This is a genomic window from Micromonospora sp. D75, from assembly GCF_018070405.1.
Lineage (GTDB): Bacteria > Actinomycetota > Actinomycetes > Mycobacteriales > Micromonosporaceae > Micromonospora > Micromonospora chalcea.
Genome location: NZ_JAGPXV010001118.1, coordinates 1 through 739, shown reverse-complemented (window position 1 = coordinate 739; position 739 = coordinate 1). Strand labels below are relative to the sequence as shown.

Annotated in this window: 1 protein-coding gene; it reads right to left on the bottom strand. The window is 76.3% G+C overall.

All coding sequences use genetic code 11. The annotated features are described in order from the left end of the window. Positions 1-318: hypothetical protein (locus tag KBX39_RS32405; protein WP_210874239.1), on the bottom strand; the 318-nt coding region annotated here is incomplete at its 3' end. Positions 319-739: the final 421 nt, after the last annotated feature.

Below are 739 nucleotides of genomic sequence, written 5' to 3'. Positions count from 1 at the left end.
GGCCGCGTTGAGCAGGGCGGCAGCGTTGTCCTCGTCGGCCGGGGCGATGAAATCGGCGGGGAGAGCCCGTTGCTCGGTGAGTTCGCTGAGTCGCGCGTTGATCGCCGCCGTCGCGGCAACGGCGGTCCTCAGGTTCTCGCTGGCCCGGACGACCCGGTCGGTGCTCCGCCGCCGGGCGGCGCTCCGGCTGCCGAAGTCGGCGCCCTCGGGCGTGTCCAGCAGTTCCAGGGCCCGCTGCCGCACGGCCGGGGTCAGCTCCTCGAACCGGGACCGTGCCCGGGCCTGCTCGCGTTCCGCCTGGTCGAGGCGGACCCGCAACTCGGCGCCGACCTCCCCCCCGCGTGTACGCGTCCGACGCGGCAATGAAGCGCGCCCGGAGCACCTCGACGGGCTCGGCGGGCACGGGCGCGTCCGGCGAGACGTCCCCGCCGCCGGGCACTTGGGCGAGCTCCCGGCGGGCCCTGACGGCGACGTCGCTTAGGCCGTCGGCGTGGCGCTGATGACCCGTGGCCTCCTCGCGTCGAGTTTGAGCCAGCTCCCGCGCCGCCGTGGCCAGCCGGGCGTGCGTTGCCGCGTCGGCGAGCGCCTGCCGGCGTGACTCGTCCAGCGTCCGGCGCTCGGCCTCGTGCCGGGCGAGCGCCTGCAGGTCGCGGTCGCGTTGCTCGGCGGCGAGCAGTTCGGCGCGCAGACCGGGAAGCGAATCGCGCACCGCGGTCCGCCGGTCGGTCACGTCCCGGGT